The 18377-nt window shown below is 40.5% G+C and carries 16 protein-coding genes; 14 read left to right on the top strand and 2 right to left on the bottom strand.

The genetic code is table 11. The features are described 5' to 3' along the window. Positions 1–18 precede the first annotated feature (18 nt). From ACULLG_RS12440 to ACULLG_RS12420, 5 genes are all read left to right on the top strand, one after another. Positions 19–1221, top strand: coding sequence for a DUF4249 domain-containing protein (locus tag ACULLG_RS12440; RefSeq protein WP_452127122.1), 1203 nt, complete (start codon positions 19–21; stop codon positions 1219–1221). Continuing rightward, positions 1218–2402: a DUF4249 domain-containing protein gene (locus ACULLG_RS12435; RefSeq protein ID WP_452127121.1), complete on the top strand. Its 1185-nt coding sequence runs from the start codon at positions 1218–1220 to the stop codon at positions 2400–2402. The genes ACULLG_RS12440 and ACULLG_RS12435 overlap by 4 nt, the downstream gene beginning before the upstream one ends. A 9-nt stretch (positions 2403–2411) precedes the next feature. After that, the gene (locus ACULLG_RS12430) at positions 2412–4184 is read left to right on the top strand and encodes a hypothetical protein (RefSeq protein WP_452127120.1); all 1773 of its coding nucleotides are present in this window, start codon (positions 2412–2414) and stop codon (positions 4182–4184) included. Between the two features lie 44 nt (positions 4185–4228). Continuing rightward, entirely contained in the window at positions 4229–5764 is a 1536-nt protein-coding gene (locus ACULLG_RS12425; RefSeq protein WP_452127119.1) for a YifB family Mg chelatase-like AAA ATPase, read from the top strand. 150 nt (positions 5765–5914) lie between these two features. Further along, positions 5915–6322, top strand: a complete 408-nt coding sequence (locus tag ACULLG_RS12420; protein WP_452127118.1) for a hypothetical protein — start codon at positions 5915–5917, stop codon at positions 6320–6322. Here ACULLG_RS12420 and ACULLG_RS12415 read toward each other — a convergent pair. Continuing rightward, entirely contained in the window at positions 6319–6762 is a 444-nt protein-coding gene (locus ACULLG_RS12415; protein WP_452127117.1) for a hypothetical protein, read from the bottom strand. The two genes, ACULLG_RS12420 and ACULLG_RS12415, sit on opposite strands and share 4 nt — an antisense overlap. A 179-nt stretch (positions 6763–6941) precedes the next feature. Between ACULLG_RS12415 and ACULLG_RS12410 the strand changes: the two genes are divergently transcribed. The 4 genes from ACULLG_RS12410 to ACULLG_RS12395 are packed head-to-tail and all read left to right on the top strand — an operon-like array spanning position 6942 to position 10442. Continuing rightward, entirely contained in the window at positions 6942–8138 is a 1197-nt protein-coding gene (locus tag ACULLG_RS12410) for an Nramp family divalent metal transporter (protein WP_452127116.1), read from the top strand. Positions 8139–8141: 3 nt separating this feature from the next. Beyond that, a complete protein-coding gene (gene pxpA / locus ACULLG_RS12405; RefSeq protein ID WP_452127115.1) occupies positions 8142–8879 on the top strand; it encodes a 5-oxoprolinase subunit PxpA in 738 nt (245 codons plus the stop codon). Beyond that, positions 8876–9610, top strand: a complete 735-nt coding sequence (gene pxpB / locus ACULLG_RS12400) for a 5-oxoprolinase subunit PxpB (RefSeq protein WP_452127114.1) — start codon at positions 8876–8878, stop codon at positions 9608–9610. The genes pxpA and pxpB overlap by 4 nt, the downstream gene beginning before the upstream one ends. Beyond that, complete coding sequence (locus ACULLG_RS12395) at positions 9603–10442, top strand: 5-oxoprolinase subunit C family protein (RefSeq protein ID WP_452127113.1); 840 nt, start codon at positions 9603–9605, stop codon at positions 10440–10442. Before pxpB ends, ACULLG_RS12395 begins: the two co-directional genes overlap by 8 nt. On the opposite strand, the gene ACULLG_RS12390 is transcribed toward ACULLG_RS12395, so the two are convergent. Beyond that, positions 10437–11165 (bottom strand): nitroreductase family protein, encoded by a 729-nt coding sequence (locus tag ACULLG_RS12390; protein ID WP_452127112.1) that lies wholly within the window; start codon positions 11163–11165, stop codon positions 10437–10439. The two genes, ACULLG_RS12395 and ACULLG_RS12390, sit on opposite strands and share 6 nt — an antisense overlap. A gap of 364 nt (positions 11166–11529) precedes the next feature. Between ACULLG_RS12390 and ilvD the strand changes: the two genes are divergently transcribed. The 5 genes from ilvD to ilvA are packed head-to-tail and all read left to right on the top strand — an operon-like array spanning position 11530 to position 18311. Beyond that, positions 11530–13206, top strand: a complete 1677-nt coding sequence (gene ilvD, locus ACULLG_RS12385) for a dihydroxy-acid dehydratase (protein WP_452127111.1) — start codon at positions 11530–11532, stop codon at positions 13204–13206. A gap of 45 nt (positions 13207–13251) precedes the next feature. Then, positions 13252–14985 (top strand): biosynthetic-type acetolactate synthase large subunit, encoded by a 1734-nt coding sequence (ilvB, locus tag ACULLG_RS12380; RefSeq protein WP_452127110.1) that lies wholly within the window; start codon positions 13252–13254, stop codon positions 14983–14985. 1 nt (position 14986) lies between these two features. Then, entirely contained in the window at positions 14987–15514 is a 528-nt protein-coding gene (gene ilvN / locus ACULLG_RS12375) for an acetolactate synthase small subunit (protein WP_452127109.1), read from the top strand. Between the two features lie 25 nt (positions 15515–15539). After that, complete coding sequence (gene ilvC, locus ACULLG_RS12370) at positions 15540–17015, top strand: ketol-acid reductoisomerase (protein WP_452127108.1); 1476 nt, start codon at positions 15540–15542, stop codon at positions 17013–17015. 30 nt (positions 17016–17045) lie between these two features. Continuing rightward, complete coding sequence (gene ilvA, locus ACULLG_RS12365; RefSeq protein WP_452127107.1) at positions 17046–18311, top strand: threonine ammonia-lyase IlvA; 1266 nt, start codon at positions 17046–17048, stop codon at positions 18309–18311. The last annotated feature ends 66 nt before the right edge of the window (positions 18312–18377 follow it).

Below are 18377 nucleotides of genomic sequence, written 5' to 3'. Positions count from 1 at the left end.
GGTTGCAAAGTAGTAACAATGAATTTTGAAACAAATTTGAAAAAAGCATTTTTTATCATAACAAGCATCTTATTTTGTGGTTGTATTGAACCATTTGAGACCACTTTCATTGATTTTGAAAGCGCACTTGTTATTGAGGCAACCATTACCAATGAATTCAAACAACAGCAAATAGTACTTTCTCGGACGTATGAATTTGAAGTAGATGGCCCTACAGCTGAATCAAATGCCGATGTAAGTGTGAGCGATTCATCTGGCAATACGTTTATATTTCAAGATTCTGGAAGCGGAGTTTACTTGTCGCAGCAGGCCTTTGCCGCTCAGGACGGAATGGCTTATGAACTTTCGATTACCACCCAAAATGGGAGAAATTATGGTTCAGGTTCCGTACCCTTTTCATTGGGAACCAACATAGGTGAAGTGTCCGCAGAGCGAACCACCAACGATGACGGTATTGAGGGGATGGCTATTCGGGTCAATAGTTTTGATCCTGAGGATAATTCAAGAAATTATCGATATGAATATGAGGAGACCTATAAGGTGATAGCACCAAGTTGGGACCCAACTATGTTGATCGGTGATCCTGCGCCAGATAGTGGATGCAGTGTTGTCAAAGTAAATAATGAAATCAATGAGCAAACCTGTTATCCAACGGATAGTTCCAACACTATCATTCTAACTTCCACCGAAGATTTGAACGAAGATAGGGTAAGCAATTTTATGGTACGGTTTGTTCCAAGGGACAACTACATCATATCCCATAGGTATAGCATTTTGGTGCGACAGTTTGTACAATCCAACGAAGCTTTCACCTTTTTCGAACGATTGAACGAGCTTTCCAGTTCTGAAAGTTTGTTTTCCCAGGTTCAACCCGGATTTCTGCAAGGGAATGTTTTTTCAAAAGATTCAGAGGAAGAACGGGTTTTGGGCTTTTTTGATGTAAGTACAGTTTCCGAACAGCGGATTTTCTTTAATTATGATGATTTTTTCCCTGGAGAACCATTACCCCCGTATGTAGAACCTTGTAACCCAAGTGCACCTCCACTTGCAAGTTTTGGGGGCTGTATTGTAAGACCTATAATTGAAGTAAGAGCTGGAGTTTATGCTGGAGATAATGATGATATGCAGCTAGGAGAAGGACCATATTTTATTGTTTCCCGTGTCTGTGGAGATTGTAGTGTGTTGGGACCTAAAGAAGTCCCAGAATTTTGGATTGAGTGAAGGTATTTACCAAATATAGAGCCATTCTTACTGTTCTAATTCTGGGAACATTAGGAGGCTGTATTGAACCGTTTGAAACTGAATTTATTGAATTTGAAGACGCTTTTGTGGTAGATGCCACAATAACAGATGAAATGAAACAACAAGAGATAAATTTAACCAGAACCTTTAGATTCCAGGATGATGGACCATCCGGAGAATCTGGAGCTTCCGTGGTAGTTATGGATAATAAAGGCAATAACTATGCATTTGAGGAAACAAGTTCTGGAAACTATCGTTCCAATGCGCCGTTTGCTGCCGCCCCGGACACGGATTATCAATTGTTGATTACATCGGCGTCAGGCAAGCGGTACAGCTCTTCAGTAATGCAGTTGCCCAATACCAGCCAATTGGACAGTTTATACGCCAAACGGGTCACCAATGATTTTGGTGAAGATGGTATGGGAATTTTTGTGAATACCTCGAACCCTTCAGAAAGCACTAATTTTTATAGGTACGAATATGAGGAAACCTACAAGGTAATAGCACCTCGATGGATACCACAGGAACTGGAAGTTATGGAAACAGTTCCTCCAAGCGTAATAATAGTAGAGAGACCATTAGAAGAACGGGTGTGTTACCCATCAAATTTGTCAACTGACCTGATTCTTACTGATACAGAAGATTTTGAAGCAGGTAGGATATCCAATTTTCCTATCCGCTTTATTAACAGTGACGATTACATCCTATCACATCGATATAGCATTTTGGTACGACAATATACCCACACCTTGGAAGCATTTTCGTTTTTGGAGACCTTAAATGAATTTTCTGCCAGTGAGAGTCTTTTTTCCGAGACCCAACCCGGTTTTTTGCAGGGCAATATTGTGTCCGAAGATAATGCTAATGACAAAGTGTTAGGTTTTTTTGATGTGGTGGCGGTGGAAGAAAAACGAATTTTCTTCAATTATGAAGATTTTTATCCAGGAGAATCCTTACCGCCTTACATAGACCCATGTGAGGAATCTGCCCCATTTAATGGACTGTTGGATCTGATTCGATGGGATTTGATTAAATATATAAAAGATAATGACGGGGAATTTGGCTCATATACGAGTGGTCCATACATAACAGTGCCACAGGTCTGTGGAGACTGCACCATTTTGGGCCCTTCGGAAGTCCCTGAATTTTGGATTGAATAAATTTGAATTATGAAAAATAGTAGTATCGTATTAGCAGCGTTGTTATTGAGTTCAATGATCACTTTTGGTCAGTTTTCCAATATAGGAGATGCAAATTCTTTCAGCAACTTGCCAAAAGAGCATGTGTATGTTCACCATAACGAATCCTTATTGTTTTCAGGAGAATACCTTAGATATAAGCTACACTGTATAAATAAGAGCACCAAGGTTGCAAGTGAAATAAGCAAAATAGCTTACGTGGCACTTGTTGATGAAAATGGGAGGCCTGTGTTCACTCATAAAGTACGATTAGATCAAGGTTCGGGATATGGAGATTTCTTTATTCCTACAGCAATACCTACCGGAAGTTATAAGTTACTTGGCTATTCAGAATGGATGAAAAACTTTGAAGATGCTGGTTTTTTTCAAACCGATATCCATATAATAAACCCATATCAAGTTACTTCAGATTCTTATTTGGAGCCCAAGTTGGATTCCGTGCAGGAAGCAATGGCTGCTTTAGCGTCAAAACCAATGGATCTTCCAAAGTTTAAAGCTGTTAGCAGTGCTTTTTTGAATTTGGATCTTGATAAATCCGAAGTCGGGAAAAGAGAAAAAATGGTTGCGAATGTTTCTGCGGAAAATCTGGCGGCACAACAGGGAGATTATGCGATTTCAGTAAGAAAGATAGACCCCATCCCATCTCCAGAAAAAATTTCTTCCATGTCCTTTTTCAATAATTATATTCTCAAAGGGATTAATAGCTCAGCAAACAGGACAGCCGTGAAGCGATTGCCTGAATTAAGGGGTGAAGTGATTTCTGGAGTTATTGTAAACAAAGAAACCAAAAACCCTGAAGAAGGAGCGCGCATTTCACTTTCTATGCCAGGAGATAACTTTTTGCTTAAAGTAGCCACTTCAGATGTAAATGGCCGTTTTAAATTCATCGCTGAAAGGGAATATGACAATGTAAATGCAGCACTTCAAGTACTTTCCGATAACTGGGATCAGTTTGAGGTCATCTTGGATTCCCATGACCTTAACTTGGAAAATGTTGGTCATACAGATTTCAAACTCTCTAAAAAAATGAAGGATTATATCCTTGAGAAAAGCATTCAAAACCAAATTGAGAATGCATATAAGGAACGAAGATCAGATTCTATTCTCCCAGCAAGGCATAGAGCCCCTTATTATCGAGACTATGCAGCAAATTACAATTTAGATGACTATACCCGATTCAACAGTATTCAAGAAACTATTGTAGAAGTGGTTGACCAAGTCTCTGTCAGAAGATTAAATAGTGGTGATAGGGTATTCGAAATAAGACCAGAGGTGGGTTTTACTGACCTTAGTTTGTTGCCAATGGTTTTTGTTGACGGTCTTTTTATAAAACGGCATGAGGACTTTATGGATTACAGCGCTAAAAAAATTGAAAGGATCAGCTTTTCAAGGGATAAAGTAATGTTAGGTTCACAGACTTTTCAAGGCGTATTGTTCTTTAAAACCATCGAAGGCGACTTTTACAATGATTTTTATGCCCCACACATTCAAAACGTTGAGCTATTTAAGCCACAACCTCAAAAAATGTACTTCAATCAGGTGTATGATGGTGACAAAAGTAATGGTAGGGTTCCGGATTTTCGTTATCAATTACTTTGGAACCCCAAACTTGATGTTTCCAGTGGAAAGGAAGAGGTGATTTTCTATACTTCAGATGTACCTGGGGAATACGAGTTGGTTGTAGAAGGGTTTACGTCAAATGGAAACCCGGTATCCATCAAAGAAAGGTTCGTGGTTAAATAATACTGCCCTACTTTTTGGGCATAGTTAACCGAACTTTTCTTACTATGCTCATAAAAATTTATGGTAGCGCAGTTTTTGGTATCGAGGCCCAGACCATTGTGGTTGAAGTCAATATTGATAAAGGAATAGGGTACCACCTTGTTGGCCTGCCTGACAATGCCATTAAAGAAAGCAATTATCGTATTGCTGCTGCTCTTCAAAATAATGGATTTCGAATCCCAGGAAAGAAGATAACCATTAATATGGCGCCAGCCGATCTTAGGAAAGAAGGTTCGGCTTACGACCTGACCTTAGCATTGGGAATTTTATCGGCATCCAATCAAATCAAATCTGACGACATTGATAAGTTTATCATCATGGGTGAACTTTCATTGGATGGAGGCTTGCAACCTATAAAAGGAGCTTTGCCCATAGCTATTAAAGCCAGAGAAGAGCACTTCAAAGGGTTTATACTCCCTAAACAAAATGCGATGGAAGCTGCCGTCGTGGACGATTTAGAGGTGTTTGGAGTGGAAAACATAAGAGAGGTAATTGATTATTTTGACAAGGGAAAAAGGCTTACTCCAACCAAAGTGGATACAAGAATTGAATTTTATAAACACCTCAATTTTCCCGAGTTTGACTTTTCCGATGTAAGGGGCCAAGAAAGCATAAAACGTTGCATGGAAATAGCGGCAGCAGGTGGACACAACATTATTTTGATAGGCCCACCTGGAGCAGGCAAAACCATGTTGGCCAAGAGATTGCCTTCCATTTTACCACCAATGACGCTTCATGAAGCCTTGGAAACTACAAAAATCCACAGTGTTGTAGGCAAACTAAAGAATGTTGGATTAATGAGCCAAAGACCTTTCCGAAGTCCTCATCATACCATTAGTAGTGCTGCTTTGGTTGGCGGTGGCAGTTACCCACAGCCCGGGGAAATCTCTTTGTCACATAATGGGGTGTTGTTTTTGGATGAATTACCGGAGTTTGAACGAAGAGTTCTTGAAGTAATGCGTCAGCCGATGGAAGATCGTGAGGTAACGATTTCCAGGGCCAGATTTTCAGTGACCTACCCAAGCAGTTTTATGTTGGTGGCGAGTATGAACCCTAGTCCTTCGGGTTATTTCAATGACCCCGATGCTCCGATTACTTCGTCTCCAATGGAAATGAAACGGTATCTGGATAAGATTTCAGGTCCCTTGCTGGATAGAATTGATATCCACATTGAGGTTGCCCCTGTCCCTTTCGAAAAGCTGTCCGATGAAAGCAATGGCGAGACCAGTAGTTCGATTAGAAATCGGGTAGTTGCTGCAAGGGAAGTCCAAACCAACAGATTTTCCACTTTAGAGAATGTGCATTACAATGCCCAAATGAACACAAAGCAAATACGAAAGTTTTGTGTATTGGATGAACCTTCAAAAGAATTACTTAAAAATGCCATGATGAGGTTAAATCTTTCCGCACGGGCGTATGATAGAATATTAAAAGTTGCCCGTACTATAGCAGATTTAGAAAGTTCTGATAGCATAACCGGAAATCACATTTCAGAAGCCATATTATATAGAAGTTTGGATAGGGAAGGTTGGTTGGGTTAACAGAATTTTCTTAGATAGTTAATAATCAATACGTTAAAAAATTGGCTTCATTTTTTTCAATAATTAAAAAATTAAGTTAAATCCTACAATAAAAGAGCATCAATATTACTTTGGTTGTAAATTTGCGCCCCATTTTTAGAGAATTGAGTTATGCAATGTGTGGAATTGAACCCGGTGGGCAACTTTGACCCATGGGAACAAGAAATGATAGATGAGCTACTTCATCAAGAAATTAAAGAATCATTGGGTGAACGTTTAGTGTTTGAAAACGAAACGGTAAAGCTCTGGGATATACGTCTTGAGCCAGGTGAGCGAATCCCATTCAGAAAACATAATACCAACTATAACTGGGTATGTGTTACCGGTGGTTTGGCATTGACCCGTCATGGGGATGGCAAGATAAGCATGATCAAATTGGAGCCTGGGGACACCGAATATTGGGAGTTTAAAGGAAAGAACTATACCAATGATTTGGAAAACATTGGTGATAGAACCATCGCAATCAATATTCTGGAGTACAAAGAAACCGATATTGAGCAACTGCTCTTTTCAGACTAGATTGCCTTAATATTTGCTTTTAGTCCGGTGATGATTCCCAGAATGTTCTGCACGGTATCTTCCAGATAATACTTCACGGCCAAATGCGGAATACGTAAGGTTGTAAACCCATTTTTAAAGGAATGCATGGCTTCTTCAAGGTCATTGATGGCCTGCTCATGCGTAATCATATTGTAATCCTTGTCAATTTCAATATTTAGCTTGACCCTGGAAATGGCAATATCAACCGATTTTTTTCCATCCCACCATTCCAACATAGGGTGGGCTCCAGCTTCTTTAAGGGAATAAAAAAGTTGAATTGCTTCAAGAGGGGTATTGTTATCTAAAATTATTTTTTTGATAAGTCGGGTATGTCGTTCACAAAGAGCAACGCCCAAGGAATCCACCGATGCGTTGTATTGCTCACGCCCGATACTTTTTTCACAATCTTTACAAGTCATGAGTACTAGGTCAAGTTTTGGTCAATAATATGATTTGGGACTATTATAACTTTCACATTTTTGTATTCGTATAAATACTCGATGTAAAACACCCCATTTTTAGACGAAATACATTTTTTTAGATGAAACGCACAATTTTTGCCAAAAGGCATTAACTTTTACCAAGTAAAAAACACCATATGTTTAAAAAAATTGGTCCAGGAGTATTGGTGGCCGCCGCTTTTGTTGGACCAGGTACGATTACAATATGTACATTGGCGGGCGTCAACTTCGGATATGCCCTCATTTGGGCGGTATTGGTGTCCATAATAGCAACTATTATCCTCCAAGAAATGGCTGGACGTATTGGAGTGGTCTCCCAAACAGGACTTGTTGATGTGATAAAAGGAGAACTTAAGGCCCCTTGGATAAGAAATCTTGTATTGGGAATTGTACTTGCAGCCATTCTTATAGGAAACGCCGCATATGAAGGAGGTAATATTGGTGGAGCAACCCTAGGATTGCAAGGGCTTTTTGGGAATGGATCATTAGAACCTTTCTATCCTTTAATAGTTGGAGTATTTGCCTTCCTTTTATTGGCATTAAGCAGTTATAAAACCTTGGAAAAGGTATTTGTGGGACTTGTCGGGGTAATGGGAGTTTGTTTTGTGCTTAGCTCAATCATCACCAAGCCTTCCATGGGTGAAATATTCAAAGGCATGTTTGTGCCGAGTTTACCGGAAGGTAGTTTATTTACCGTAATTGCTCTAGTGGGTACGACGGTGGTTCCCTATAATTTGTTTTTGCACGCTTCCTTGACCAAGGAAAAATGGAAATCGGCCAACGATTTAAATAATGTTAAGTGGGATACCATACTTTCTATTGCTTTAGGTGGTTTTGTGTCAATGGCCATATTGATAACCGCATCTGCGGCGCCCATCAACAATGTGGAAAACGTGCTGGACATGGCAATGGGGTTGGAACCTCTTTTTGGAAGAATGTCCCGATACTTTATGGGGATAGGTTTATTGGCCGCCGGAATCACATCGGCGATAACCGCTCCGTTGGCCGCAGCTTTTGTGGCAAGTAGCTGCTTTGGATGGGATAAGGGGATGAAGAATTGGAAATTCAAATTGACCTGGGCCATTGTGCTCATTTTAGGGGTTGCATTCCTGTCGTTTGATATTAAACCCATCCAAATAATTCAATTTGCACAAGTTGCCAATGGAATATTGTTACCCATAATGGCAATTTTATTGCTTTGGGTGGTCAACAAAAAATCGGTCATGGGGAAACATACAAACAGCATTGCCCAAAATATCTTTGGACTTTCTATTGTGGGCTTTTCTATTTTTCTTGGAGTAAAAAGTATTTTAAAGGTTATAGGATTATTTTAAATGATGCAGCGGCAGATTGATATCAATTGTGATGTTGGCGAAGGAGTGGGGAACGAAGCTGAACTTTTACCTTTGATCAATTCATGCAACATTGCCTGTGGTGGTCATGCAGGAAATTTTACTTCGATGCGTGAAACGATTCGAATGGCCAAAACCCACAACGTAAAAATTGGTGCGCATCCTTCGTATCCAGACAAGGTTAATTTTGGTAGACAGGTCATGTCCATTTCCAATGAAGATCTAAAAACCAGTATACAAGAACAATTGGCAAACTTTGATCGTGCCCTCGAGTTTGAAAGTGCACAATTACACCATATCAAAGCACATGGAGCCTTGTACAATCAAGTGGCGAAAGATGTAGAGTTGGCCAAATTGTATCTGGAAACCATTGGGTCTTATCGAAAAAGCACCTATCTATATGTGCCATTTGGTTCAGAAATTGCCAAGTTGGCCATGGAAAAAGATTTTAAAATTATCTACGAGGCATTTGCGGACAGGAACTATAATCCTGATTTAAGTTTGGTGTCCAGAAAATTGGATGGCGCACTACTTGAGAACCCCAATCAAGTATTGGAACATATACTCTCGATGATAACCAAAGGTTTTGTCAGGACCATTACCGGTAAGTCCGTTCCAATACAGGTCGATACTTTATGCGTCCACGGAGACACCCCTTCCGCATTGCAAATATTGACGTATCTTTCACAACAATTACCCAATCATGGGATACAACTGAAGTGAAGAATTATTCCATCAACATTAAACCTTTTGGAAAATGTGCTGTTTTGATCGAATGGCCAAAGCAGGTGAATGAATCCATTTTAGAGGACATTCTGGATTTTACCCATAGCTTTAAAAAATTGAACCTGCCCAATTGGGAAATGTCCGCGGCATACAATTCCCTTACCATGGTCAATTATGTTGAAAAAATTGACTTTTCAGAGATTGAACTTCTTATAAAGGATTGCTATAACAACAGGGTTGCATCCCAAGACAGAGGTAATCGATATTTATGGCGAATCCCAGTGTGTTATGATTCGGAATTTGCGATGGATTTAGAGGAGGTTTCAAAATCCTTGAACATATCAGCTGAAAAAATTATAGACCTACACACCTCGAATCAATATACCGTTTACGGAATCGGGTTTTTGCCAGGCTTTATGTACTTGGGAGGTCTCCCTGAAAAATTGGAAATCCCCAGGCGCAAAGAACCTAGATTATCCGTGCCTAAAGGCTCTGTTGGCTTGGCTGGAATGCAAACGGGAATTTATCCACAAGATTCACCAGGTGGGTGGAATATTATTGGAAGCTGTCCAATTCCAATTTTCGATGCCCAACAGCAGCATCCGTGTTTTGTGAATGTCGGCGATAAAATCCAGTTTTGCAAAATATCAAAAGCTGAATATGATTTGCGTAAAATAGAGACCGAGGTGGGTATTTATAAACTTGAAAAAAGTCCATTAAATGCTTAAGGTCTTAAAATCCGGTTTTTTTCTTACCATTCAGGATCTTGGACGTTTTGGGAATAGACATATTGGGGTTCCTGTGTCGGGCGTATTGGATTCAATATCCGTAAAATGGGCCAACAAAATGTTGGATAATGATGCAAACGACGCTGTCCTTGAAATTACCATGACAGGTCCAACACTACAATTCGAAGCTCCTACTTATATATGTATCACAGGAGCTCAACTTTGCGCAACCCTGAATAATACTCCAATCGATAACTATCAAGTAATCAAAGTTTCCAAAGGTGATATTTTATCCTACGGCAGGTTAGAAAGTGGCTTTAGAAGTTATTTAGCGGTCAAAGGTGGTTTTAAAACTAAAAAGGTCTTAGGAAGTAGATCACAATATTTTCCAGTTACCAATAGGAAATGTATCAAGGACGGAGATGAAATTCCGTTTCAGGAGACCATCGCCTTTGAAGCTCCAATACCCGAAGTGAAGATTAAAAATCACTTTGAACAAGATTATATAGAAGTGGATAAAGGCCCAGAGTATGAAATGTTGACCGACAAACAATTGGAAGCACTCTTTGCAAAACCTTTTACCGTATCAAAAGCCAATAACAGAATGGCCTATCAGCTTTCAGAACTCATAGCCGGACATCATAGTTCCATGTTGACTTCGGGGACATTACCTGGAACCGTACAATTTACACCTGCTGGAAGATTGATAATTTTAATGAAAGATGGCCAAACAACCGGAGGGTATCCTAGAATTCTTCAACTTACGGAAGAAGCCATTTGCACTTTGGCCCAGAAAAAATCAGGAGATTCCTTAACCTTCAAACTATTATAATTTCTTGTAGACTTCTTCAAAAGGAACTCGAAATCGAGGACCGTAAACCCCGTGTTCCTCGCGAACACCACAACCAATGACCATATTTACCTCACTACCAGTTGGTAGTCCCAAAATTTTCTTCACACGCAGTGAATCATGCCCCTCCATTGGGCAGGTATCATATCCAATCGCGGCCATGCTTATCATAAAGTTTTGTGCAGCCAGCCCGGCACTTTTGTGGGCCACAATGCGCATATCCGATTGTCTTACCTGGCGATAAGTAGGCTTGAACACGCCGATAATTTGGAACATGAAATATTTTAGCCATCCCACTATACCAAAAATGTCAAAATAAACGGTGGGCATTATCTTCTCGTAATAATTCAAAGCGAATTTCTCCGCAGCGCTGTATTCTTCCTTTGGTTTATCCCCAAAAGATGATTTTAAAAATTCAAGATTGGCTTTTATCCGTTTTCTCCATAAATCTTTGCGACTGACCACCACAACTATTTGTTTTGCTGTTTTTGCCGCTTTTTGCCCAAAACAGGCAGTTCCCAATTTATCTAAAAGGTCTTTTTGGGTGATATGATAAAATTCCCAAAGTTGGAGGTTACTGCTTGTTGGTGCCAAAACTGCATTTTCAATACACTTTTTCACCTTTTCAGTATCCAGTTCCACATCACTTTTAAAGATTCGGACAGATCGCCTATAGTGTATCGCTTCGGTGACATTTTTTTCCATAGGCCTAAAGATACCCAAACCTATTTGTCACTAAAATATTTTTTTGTACTATTGAAGCGTGAAACAAAACAATGTAATCAATAGCACGGTCATTATTATTCCTCTAAGGGAATGATACAGACTTGTTATTGATTTAGAAAAGCCTGTATCGACCAAGATACAGGCTTTTTTTATGCGCATTGAAACTAAATGAATATGGGATTTTAAAATGATTTAAATAATTGAATTTCAGTCAAATACATAGATATTTATGTCAATGGATTTAGAACCCTTCAAACTGTTAAAATTATTGGGTATTTGAAACATCTATCTTTGGATACTGGAGTAAATTCAATAGAATTTTAGATTAGAAAGAAAGTTATTAATGGAATTGAACAAATACAGTAAAAATGTAACCCAAGACCCTACACAACCGGCAGCCCAAGCCATGTTGTACGCTATTGGATTGACCGAGGACGACCTCAAAAAGCCACTTATTGGTATTGGCAGTACGGGATATGAAGGTAACCCGTGCAACATGCACTTAAATGAATTATCCACCTATGTAAAAGAAGGAACGAAACAAGGTGATTTGGTGGGGCTTATTTTCAATACGATTGGTGTAAGTGATGGAATTTCAATGGGAACTTATGGAATGCGATATTCACTTCCATCTAGAGATATTATTGCAGACTCTATGGAGACAGTGGTGCAGGCAATGAACTATGATGGATTGGTGACCGTTGTTGGATGTGATAAAAATATGCCAGGGGCTTTAATGGCTATGATTCGTTTGAACAGACCTTCAGTACTTGTTTATGGAGGCACCATTTCCCCGGGATGCGTAAAAGATAAAAAACTGGACATCGTTTCCGCTTTTGAAGCTTGGGGGGAGAAAGTAGCGGGCACCATGAACGAAGCCGATTACAAAAGTGTGATCCAGAATGCTTGTCCGGGAGCGGGCGCATGTGGCGGAATGTATACGGCCAACACTATGGCCTCTGCAATTGAAGCTTTGGGGATGTCGTTACCTTACAGTTCCTCCAATCCGGCTGTTGGAAACCACAAAAAGAAAGACTGTATTGATTCCGGAAAAGCGTTAAAATACTTATTGGAAAATGATATTAAACCCAGTGATATCATTACCAGAAAATCATTGGAAAATGCAGTTAGGCTAATTACCATTTTGGGTGGTTCCACAAATGCCGTGCTTCACTTTTTGGCTATCGCTAAAGCCGCAGAAATAGATTTTGGTCTTGAAGATTTCCAACAGATCAGTGATACTACACCTTTCTTGGCGGATTTAAAACCAAGTGGGAAGTATCTCATGGAAGATTTACATAATGTTGGTGGAATTCCCGCGGTGATGAAGTTTATGCTTGACAAGGGCATGCTTCATGGTGATTGTCTTACGGTAACAGGTAAAACCATTGCCGAAAACCTTGCCGATGTTGCGGATTTGACAGAAGGGCAACAGGTAATGAAGGATTTGAACAATCCCATTAAGGAAACCGGGCACCTTAGAATTCTTTACGGCAATCTTGCCGAAGATGGGGCCGTTGCCAAGATCACAGGAAAGGAAGGGTTGCATTTCTCCGGACCTGCCAAGGTTTTTGAAGGAGAATTTGCAGCAAATGATGGAATCAGGGATGGCCTTGTAAATAAAGGAGATGTAGTGGTGATTCGCTATGAGGGACCCAAAGGAGGACCCGGAATGCCAGAAATGCTAAAACCTACGGCAGCCATAATGGGAGCCGGATTGGGAAAAGATGTTGCTCTGATTACCGATGGCAGATTTTCCGGAGGGACACATGGGTTTGTTGTAGGCCACATTGCACCAGAAGCACAAGAAGGTGGTGCAATAGGTTTGCTTAAAAATGGCGATGTTATTACTATCGATGCAGAAAAAAACAGCATAACGGTGGCTCTCTCAGATGAGGAATTGGCCGAAAGAAAAGAGAACTGGCAACAGCCTCCATTAAAAGTTAAAAAAGGAAGTTTATATAAATACGCCAAAACGGTATCATCAGCCTCTCAGGGATGTGTTACCGATTTAATATAAAATATTTCCCAAAGTTTGGGAGCAAATAATCCTTAAATAAGGTTTATGGAAACATTGAAAGCACAAAAAGCAGAAAAGAAAAAAGAAACGGCAATACGCATAACGGGAGCGGAAGCCATTATACATTGTTTGTTGGCCGAAGGTGTCGATTTAATTTATGGGTATCCAGGTGGGGCAATTATGCCGGTTTACGACGAACTCTATAAGTTTCAAGACAAATTGACCCATATTCTAACTAGACATGAACAGGGCGCTACGCACGCTGCACAAGGATATGCACGTGTTAATGGTAAAGTGGGAGTTGCTATGGCCACTTCGGGGCCAGGAGCCACCAATTTGGTCACAGGTTTGGCAGATGCTCAAATAGATTCCACCCCTATGGTCTGCATAACGGGGCAGGTTCCCAGACATTTGCTGGGCTCTGATGCATTTCAAGAGACAGATATTGTAGGAATCTCAACTCCGGTCACAAAGTGGAATTATCAAATTACAAAGGCCAGCGAAATCCCAGAGATTATGGCCAAGGCGTTCTACATTGCCAGATCAGGAAGACCAGGACCTGTATTGGTTGACATCACTAAAAATGCCCAGTTCGATGAGTTCGATTTTGTATATGAAAAATGTACAGGGGTTCGAAGTTACAAACCAGTCCCAGAACCGGACATAAAAGCTATCGAAGCTGCGGCCGAACTGATTAACAATGCCAAAAAACCTTATATCGTTTTCGGTCAAGGTGTGATTTTGGGAGAAGCAGAAGAAGAATTAAAAGCTTTGGTAGAAAAAGCAGGGATTCCCGCTGCATGGACCATTTTAGGGCTTTCTGCTATGGATACAGATCATCCTTTAAATGTGGGCATGGTTGGTATGCACGGCAATTACGGGCCAAATGTATTAACCAATGAATGTGATGTGCTGATAGCCATAGGCATGCGATTTGACGACAGGGTAACAGGAAGTTTAGATACCTATGCCAAGCAGGCAAAGGTGATACATTTTGAGATTGATCCTGCTGAGATTAACAAAAATGTCAAGGCCGACGTTGCTGTATTGGGGAACTCCAAACAGACATTGGAACTGTTACTTCCTTTGATCAATAAAAACGAATACAAAGCTTGGCGGGCTGAGTTTGAAAAGAAATACAAAATTGAATACGATACAGTAATCAAAAAAGATATAACACCTGTCAAGGATGGTTTGACAATGGCCGAGGTAATTGAACAGATCAATATTGCTTCAGAACACAAAGCAGTAATGGTTACAGATGTGGGACAACATCAAATGATTACCTGCCGATATGCAAAATTCAAACAATCGAAAAGTAACATTACGTCAGGTGGATTGGGAACCATGGGCTTTGCGCTACCAGCGGCCATCGGTGCAAAAATGGGTGCCATGGAACGAGAAGTGGTAGCTATAATTGGTGATGGAGGATATCAAATGACCATTCAAGAATTGGGTGTTATTTTCCAGCACAATGTTCCGGTTAAGATAGTGGTGCTCAATAATGACCATTTAGGTATGGTGCGCCAGTGGCAAGAACTTTTCTTTGAAAGACGTTATGCGTCCACCGTAATGACCAATCCCGATTTTGTGAAGATTGCGGAAGGATATCATATAAAATCACGAAGAGTTGTACAACGGTCTGAATTAAAGGATGCAGTGAGCGAAATGATTGCTTCGAAGGACCCCTATTTTTTAGAAGTTAAAGTTGAAAAAGAAGATAATGTCTTCCCGATGATTCCATCTGGGGCGTCAGTTTCAGACATAAGATTAAAATAGCATGGAAAAACAGTGGTACACCATATCGGTTTACTCCGAAAACAATGTCGGACTTCTAAATAGGATATCCGGAATATTCTTAAAGCGACACATTAATATTGAAAGTTTAAATGTCTCAAAATCAGAGATTGAGAATGTATCAAAATTTACTATCGTTGTTTTTACAACAGAAGATTGGGTTCGCAATATTTCGGGGCAGATAGAAAAGCAAATCGAGGTGATAAAGGCATTCTATCATACCGATGACGAGACCATTTATCAGGAATCTGCATTGTTTAAAATAGCATCAGATTTGTTGTTTGACGAACGTCAGATCCAAAATATTATTAAAGAGCATAATTCTCAAATTGTTACGGTGGCAAGAGATTTCTTTGTTCTTGCCAAAACAGGGCGCCGTTACGAGATTGATGAGATGCACGATGCACTAGAACCTTACGGCATTATGCAGTTTGTTCGCTCCGGGCGTATAGCCGTGACAAAAGCTAAAATGCCAATTACGAATATCTTGGAAGAATTTCAAAATCAATAAAATAGCACTAAATATAAAATCGAAAATGACAAATTATTTTAATACACTGTCGCTTCGCGATCAACTGGAACAACTAGGAAAATGCAGGTTTATGGACGCCAGCGAATTTGCCGATGGTGTAACTGCACTCAAAGGAAAGAAAATTGTAATTGTGGGTTGTGGAGCCCAGGGATTGAACCAGGGATTGAACATGAGGGATTCAGGCTTGGATATTTCTTATGCGCTTCGCGAAGCTGCAATCAAAGAGCAAAGACAATCCTATAAAAATGCCAAAGAAAACAATTTCAATGTTGGAACCTATGAAGAATTGATTCCAACTGCAGATTTGGTAATCAACTTAACTCCCGATAAGCAGCATACCAATGTGGTAAGTACGGTGATGCCCTTGATGAAAAAAGGGGCCACGCTTTCCTACTCACATGGATTCAATATTGTGGAAGAAGGTATGCAGGTGCGTGACGATTTAACCGTGATAATGGTTGCACCAAAGAGCCCAGGTTCCGAGGTTCGCGAAGAGTACAAAAGAGGCTTTGGAGTGCCAACATTGATTGCGGTTCACCCTGAGAATGACCCTGAAGGTAAAGGTTTGGCACAAGCAAAAGCTTATGCGGCGGGTACTGGCGGACATAAAGCAGGCGTATTGGAATCGTCTTTTGTTGCCGAAGTGAAGTCAGATTTAATGGGAGAACAGACCATTTTATGCGGTTTGTTGCAAACGGGCTCCATTTTGTGTTTCGATAAGATGTTGGAAAAAGGAATTGATGCAGGTTACGCTTCAAAATTGATTCAATACGGATGGGAGACCATTACCGAAGGGCTTAAGCACGGTGGAATTACCAATATGATGGACAGACTGTCCAATCCTGCCAAAATAAAAGCCTTTGAATTGGCCGAAGAATTGAAAGACATTATGCGTCCGTTGTTCCAAAAGCATATGGATGACATTATGAGCGGTCATTTTTCCAAAACAATGATGGAAGATTGGGCCAATGGAGATAAAAACCTATTGGATTGGAGAGCGGCGACCGGAGAAACGGCTTTTGAAAAGACACCAGCTGGAAGTGATGAAATTTCAGAACAAGAATACTACGACAATGGAGTTTTGATGGTAGCCCTTGTTAAATCAGGAGTGGAATTGGCCTATGAGACAATGACGGAATCAGGAATCATCGGAGAGTCGGCGTATTACGAATCCTTGCACGAGACGCCTTTGATAGCAAATACAATTGCCAGAAAGAAACTTTTTGAAATGAACCGTGTTATTTCTGATACTGCGGAATATGGATGTTATCTTTTTGACCATGCCTGTAAACCATTGTTGACCGATTTTATGAAGACTGTTGAGACGGACGTAATAGGCAAGCATTATGGTGAAGGAAGTGACAATGGCGTGGACAATGTAAAGCTGATTTCGGTGAACAAGGCGCTTCGCGAGCACCCAGTTGAGATTGTAGGAGCTAGGTTGCGCGAGTCCATGACAGCAATGAAACCCATTGTTTAATATTTATTAAACCACGCTGATACCATCCTTATGAAAGGAACAGCGACAACATATTTTCCGGAAATAGCGGATATTTACAAAGCTGCGCAAACTATTAAACTAGTAGCCGACCCAACACCATTGCAGCGAAGTATCCGCTATTCCAAAAAATACGAGGCCAACATATTTTTAAAGCGTGAAGACCTGCATCGTGTTCGTAGCTACAAGATTCGGGGCGCTTTCAACAAAATCAGCTCACTTTCCAAAGACGAACTAAAAAGAGGCGTTGTATGCGCCAGTGCCGGCAATCATGCCCAAGGTGTTGCCTTTGCCTGCAACTATTTGAAAGTTAAGGGAACCATTTATATGCCCATGGTAACCCCCAAACAAAAGATTGACCAGACCAAGATGTTCGGTGGTGAATGGGTAGAAGTTGTTTTGGCAGGAGACACTTTTGATGACGCTCAAAAAGCTGCTGAAGTTTACTGTACAAACCAAAATAAGACTTTTGTACACCCTTTTGATGACCCAAAAACTATTGAAGGGCAGGCAACGATTGGTTTGGAATTGCTCAATCAGTCAGAAAAACCAATCGACTACGTGTTCGTGGCCGTTGGGGGAGGTGGCTTGGCCGCAGGACTCTGTGCCACGGTCGAGGCCCTTTCACCAAAAACCAAGATCATTGGGATTGAACCTGCAGGTGCACCTTCCATGAAGACAGCTTTGGAAAGGGGAGAAGTGGTCGAATTAAAGCAGATAGACAAGTTCATAGATGGAGCTGCGGTTCAAAAAGTGGGGCAATATACCCTTCCCATTTGCAAAGACCATCTCTACAAAATGGAAACTATTCCCGAAGGGAAAGTATGTCAGACTATACTGGAGCTATATAACAGGGATGCCATAGTTGTGGAACCTGCTGGGGCACTTACCATTGCCGCTTTGGATAATTTTAAAGATGAAATCAAAGCGAAAAATGTGGTATGTGTTGTAAGTGGCAGTAACAATGACATCACCCGCACGGCGGAAATCAAAGAACGGGCTTTGCTCTATAGCAATCTAAAACATTATTTTATTGTTCGCTTTCCGCAGCGTCCAGGTGCCTTAAAAGAATTTGTTGCCAATATTCTAGGTCCCAATGACGATATTACCCACTTTGAATATTCCAAAAAATCGAGTAGGGAAAATGCTCCGGCTGTTGTTGGGATTGAATTAAAATCATCCGAAGACCTTGAGCCCTTGATTCGACGCATGAAATCCAATGGTTTTTTTGGGGATTATTTGAACGACAAACCGGACTTATTTCAATATTTGGTGTGATTCATATCACAATGAGCTTTCCTTTTTTTAAAATAGTCCCACTAAAACGTTTGCGTAGGTAAACCA

This window comes from Flagellimonas sp. 2504JD1-5, from assembly GCF_053618295.1.
Note: the sequence above shows the minus strand (reverse complement) of the source record. Positions and strands in the feature narration are given on the sequence as shown.

What these genes read in the sequence shown, in the direction of transcription:
- ACULLG_RS12440 (WP_452127122.1), top strand. Translation starts at nt 19, where the DNA reads ATGAATTTTGAAACAAATTTGAAAAAAGCATTTTTTATCATAACAAGC.
- ACULLG_RS12430 (WP_452127120.1), top strand. Translation starts at nt 2,412, where the DNA reads ATGAAAAATAGTAGTATCGTATTAGCAGCGTTGTTATTGAGTTCAATG.
- ACULLG_RS12425 (WP_452127119.1), top strand. Translation starts at nt 4,229, where the DNA reads ATGCTCATAAAAATTTATGGTAGCGCAGTTTTTGGTATCGAGGCCCAG.
- ACULLG_RS12420 (WP_452127118.1), top strand. Translation starts at nt 5,915, where the DNA reads ATGCAATGTGTGGAATTGAACCCGGTGGGCAACTTTGACCCATGGGAA.
- ACULLG_RS12415 (WP_452127117.1), bottom strand. Translation starts at nt 6,762, where the DNA reads ATGACTTGTAAAGATTGTGAAAAAAGTATCGGGCGTGAGCAATACAAC.
- ACULLG_RS12410 (WP_452127116.1), top strand. Translation starts at nt 6,942, where the DNA reads ATGTTTAAAAAAATTGGTCCAGGAGTATTGGTGGCCGCCGCTTTTGTT.
- pxpA (WP_452127115.1), top strand. Translation starts at nt 8,142, where the DNA reads ATGCAGCGGCAGATTGATATCAATTGTGATGTTGGCGAAGGAGTGGGG.
- ACULLG_RS12395 (WP_452127113.1), top strand. Translation starts at nt 9,603, where the DNA reads ATGCTTAAGGTCTTAAAATCCGGTTTTTTTCTTACCATTCAGGATCTT.
- ACULLG_RS12390 (WP_452127112.1), bottom strand. Translation starts at nt 11,165, where the DNA reads ATGGAAAAAAATGTCACCGAAGCGATACACTATAGGCGATCTGTCCGA.
- ilvD (WP_452127111.1), top strand. Translation starts at nt 11,530, where the DNA reads ATGGAATTGAACAAATACAGTAAAAATGTAACCCAAGACCCTACACAA.
- ilvB (WP_452127110.1), top strand. Translation starts at nt 13,252, where the DNA reads ATGGAAACATTGAAAGCACAAAAAGCAGAAAAGAAAAAAGAAACGGCA.
- ilvN (WP_452127109.1), top strand. Translation starts at nt 14,987, where the DNA reads ATGGAAAAACAGTGGTACACCATATCGGTTTACTCCGAAAACAATGTC.
- ilvC (WP_452127108.1), top strand. Translation starts at nt 15,540, where the DNA reads ATGACAAATTATTTTAATACACTGTCGCTTCGCGATCAACTGGAACAA.
- ilvA (WP_452127107.1), top strand. Translation starts at nt 17,046, where the DNA reads ATGAAAGGAACAGCGACAACATATTTTCCGGAAATAGCGGATATTTAC.